Origin of the sequence: Streptomyces hydrogenans (assembly GCF_014656075.1) — a bacterium.
Classification (GTDB): Bacteria; Actinomycetota; Actinomycetes; order Streptomycetales; family Streptomycetaceae; genus Streptomyces; species Streptomyces hydrogenans.
Genome location: NZ_BNBS01000262.1, coordinates 1 through 3,249, shown reverse-complemented (window position 1 = coordinate 3,249; position 3,249 = coordinate 1). Strand labels below are relative to the sequence as shown.

At 68.3% G+C, this 3,249-nt stretch carries 4 protein-coding genes; all 4 read right to left on the bottom strand.

Annotated features, from left to right (window positions below):
- Nucleotides 1–158: 158 nt before the first annotated feature.
- The 4 genes from IE321_RS41165 to IE321_RS41150 all read right to left on the bottom strand — a co-directional run bounded on the left by IE321_RS41165 (nt 159) and on the right by IE321_RS41150 (nt 3,048).
- The gene (locus tag IE321_RS41165) at nt 159–1,187 is read right to left on the bottom strand and encodes a peptidase inhibitor family I36 protein (RefSeq protein WP_190226736.1); all 1,029 of its coding nucleotides are present in this window, start codon (nt 1,185–1,187) and stop codon (nt 159–161) included.
- A gap of 479 nt (nt 1,188–1,666) precedes the next feature.
- Nucleotides 1,667–2,251 carry a hypothetical protein gene (locus tag IE321_RS41160; protein ID WP_190226735.1) on the bottom strand — a complete coding sequence of 195 codons (585 nt, stop codon included), beginning with the start codon at nt 2,249–2,251 and terminating at the stop codon, nt 1,667–1,669.
- A 240-nt stretch (nt 2,252–2,491) separates the two neighbouring features.
- Entirely contained in the window at nt 2,492–2,785 is a 294-nt protein-coding gene (locus tag IE321_RS41155; protein WP_190226734.1) for a hypothetical protein, read from the bottom strand.
- Nucleotides 2,782–3,048, bottom strand: coding sequence for a hypothetical protein (locus IE321_RS41150; protein ID WP_190226733.1), 267 nt, complete (start codon nt 3,046–3,048; stop codon nt 2,782–2,784). The genes IE321_RS41155 and IE321_RS41150 overlap by 4 nt, the downstream gene beginning before the upstream one ends.
- Between the last annotated feature and the right edge of the window lie 201 nt (nt 3,049–3,249).

Sequence of the window (3,249 nt, the reverse complement as noted above, 5' to 3'; positions counted from 1 at the left end):
GGCCAGATGCTCCACCCGACGCATCAGCACCATCATCCAAGCCGTCCACACCCTGCTGACCTGCAACTATTCAGGATGAAAGAGGCTCATTAGTGATGCAACGGTTTTTGCCGGGTGCGGGAAAGGGCCCCGCCTGGAGGCGGAGGCCCTTGTGTGGGTCAGAAGGCGCCGTTCAGGTGTTCCCAGTCGCCGCCGCCGAGCCGGTCGCCGGCGCCGAGGCCGCCCCTGCCTGTGCCCTCGTACCGGTACAGCATGCCGTCGGCGGTCTTCGCCGCGACGAGGTCCGGGCGGCCGTCGCCCGACCAGTCGCCGTTGGCGATGATCGTCGGCATGCCGTTCCAGCCGCCGGCGCCGACGAGCACTCGCGTACCGAGTGCGCCGGCCGTGCCGGGGTAGAGCCAGAGCTTGCCGGTGGACGCCTCGCGGCCGTACAGGTCGGCCCGGCCGTCGCCGTTCATGTCGCCGACGCCCGTCAGGGCGTTCATGCCGTTCCAGCCGCCGGAGCCGAGCAGCTTGCGCGCGCCGAGGCCGCCGGTGCCCGTGCCGGGGTAGAGCCACAGCTTGCCGGTGGACGCCTCGCGGGCGATCACGTCCTCGCGGTTGTCCCGGCTGAAGTCGCCGTGCCGGACCATGGCGTTGAAGGCGTTCCAGCCGCCCGTGCCGACGAGACGGCCACTGCCGTCACCGGGCAGGAACCACAGGCGTCCGACCAGGTCGCGGACGAGGACGTCCGCCCTCCGGTCGCCGTTCATGTCGCCGAAGCCCGCGGCCGTGGGCGAGGTCTCCGAGATCCAGTAGGGGTACGCGGGCTGGTCGCATTCCCGGAGCGTGCGGACGATCTTCACCGAACTGACGGACCTGCTGGCGATGCTGACGGGATCGCCGTCGTTCCCGTACCGGCCGGCAGCATCCTCGTAGTTCGGCTCGTCAAAGGTGCAGGCGAAGCCCGGAGTGCGGTTGATGATCATGCGGAATTTGTTGTCCCACGTGCCCAGCGTGGCCTTGCTCGACTGCGTCTTGAACATCGACCCCGTGCCGTCGGTGTTCGCCCACGCACAGAAGTACCCCGTGGGGCAGTCGCTCACCGCGGCCTGCGCGGGCGCGGCGCCCGCGCCGAGCAGGCCGAGCGAAGTGAGTCCCAGCGCGGCGGCCGTGGCGGCCAGACGCCGGAACAGGGGTGTACGCATGAATTCCCTCCCTGATGTGACGCGTGCATGATTCAACGCGCCACAGCGAGGACCGTATCCGCAGGCTTCCGCCCGCTGCTACGCGGATTCCGCCCCCCACCGGCCCTCACCGGCAGGCACGGCAGCGAAAGGCCCGCATACACGACCTTTGCTCTGGTACGGCGACGATGTTTGCCGTGGCGGACAGCCAGGTGTCGCTCGTGTGGCTACAGATGGGGGACTGTGTTGATGTCAGGTTGCGAGCGGGCGAACTGAAATCTGAGCACAGGCGGTTCGTGTGACGTTTCAGCTCAGCAGGTCGGAGTTCGGCACCGCCGGACGGACGGAAAACTGTCAGATCGGGGGCCTTTCTCGCCGGCGTCTTTCTTGCGGCAGCGGAGCACGTGGCCGAGGCGGTGACCTGGCTCACGCCCTCAGCCCTCGTGGCGGCACCGGTCACAAGGGCACGGGGGCGACCGCGGCCAGAACACCACTGACAGCTACCAGCCGCACTCCACCGGACCGATCGGCTGCAGCCCCACCTGCCGGGCCAGCCATTCGGCACGCGCCACGTCACCCTCCCGGAAGTGGATGAAGACCGTGTGATCCGGGGCGGGCGTGTCCTGATACACGTCCTCGCTGTTCATGGCGATCTGGACGTAGGCGTCTTTGTTGCGGATCTCCAGGCCGAGTTCCGAGACGGCCGGCCAGCTGAAGAAGTCCCAGTGAACCGAGCCTGGTCCGGAACCGATCACCTCGAAGAACGCCTCCTCGATCGACCCCACTGGCTGGCTCTCAAGGCGGAGTGTGACCGGGAGCAGTGCCGCTACCCCCAGGCCGCCCGCTGAGATCATGCGCCGGATCTCATCGTTCGACTCGGGCCGGTACGGGTCCTCAGGGGTGAGCGCAGCCTTCGGGAAGGCGGCGACCATGTCCTGCGCCTCTGCCAGTGTCAGCGCCTGTGCCTCTGCGCTGACCTGGAACTCGTCCATGGGGATGGCAAGGCTCAGCAGACGCTGGACCGCTTGGTGGGCGTTCAGTAGATCAGAGGTCCGCAGAACCGGTAGGGCGTTCGAAGTGCTCATACCGGAGCAGTCTTACAGACCAGCCCCCGCAGGCTCACACGAGTTCGTGCGGCACATTCGCTTCTCCGCCTCTGCACCTACCGTGAGCAGAGGCGCGGCCGCCGCCGGTGCTTCGTGCGGCGGGCGCGCGGCGCTCACTCGGCTCTGAGAGCCGACCGGGCGCCCCATGCGTACGTGCTGGCCCCGCCCGTACCCGGGAAGGCCAGTACCCCCTGAGAGGAGGACCCCATGCCCTCGTCCTCATCCTGGCGGTCGGGCGGGCTCCTTCGCCGGTTTCGCCGGCTCATGGCCCTGTGGCTGGAGGGATGGATCTCTGGCGGCTGGCGGCCTGGCTATAGCGCCCTGTTCGGCCGCGAGGAGCACGATGGTGGCGGCCATGGTCTGGCCCTTCCCGGCTGCGGTCTGCCCGCTGAGCGGTATCAGCGCGGGAGTTTCCTGGGGTTCGTGGTTGTCGAAGAGGAACTCGCGCTCCTGCTCCTCGAAGCGGGTGCGTAACTGCTCCCCGGCGAGGAAGCAGGCGCTGGGGTCGCTCACCGGCCCGCCTTCAGGGTTTCGATTTCCGTCCTCCAGAGGGAGATCTGGTCGAGCAGGGCCTGACGGTCCAGCGGGTCCACGGCCCGGCGGGCGTCGCGGACGGCGAGGACGCGCTGCCACCGGGCCTCGCGGGTGGCTGGATCGGCGGCCGTGTCGGACCGGTGGGTCAGCAGGCCGATCAGCTCGTTGGCGGTCTCGGCCGCGATGTCGTAGACGATGGTGGTCGGGGTGTGCTCGTCGAGGGCGCGGGGCGTTTGGGACATGGGATTCCTCCTGTTCTCGGTTCGGTCAGAGCGCGCAGGCGGCGCGGGCGGCCGGCGCAGCCACGCTCGCGGTGGTGGGGTAAAGCTTGCCTTCGCACCACCCCCCGACGTCCAACATGCGCATTCCTCATGCGGATTGCGCATTAAGTGGGTTAGGTTCGCATCATGTTGAGTACCGAGGAAAGTCTCAGGCTCACGGTT

Excerpts from the sequence above, each read along its gene's own strand:
- IE321_RS41165 (WP_190226736.1), bottom strand. The coding sequence starts at position 1,187 with ATGCGTACACCCCTGTTCCGGCGTCTGGCCGCCACGGCCGCCGCGCTG.
- IE321_RS41160 (WP_190226735.1), bottom strand. The coding sequence starts at position 2,251 with ATGAGCACTTCGAACGCCCTACCGGTTCTGCGGACCTCTGATCTACTG.
- IE321_RS41150 (WP_190226733.1), bottom strand. The coding sequence starts at position 3,048 with ATGTCCCAAACGCCCCGCGCCCTCGACGAGCACACCCCGACCACCATC.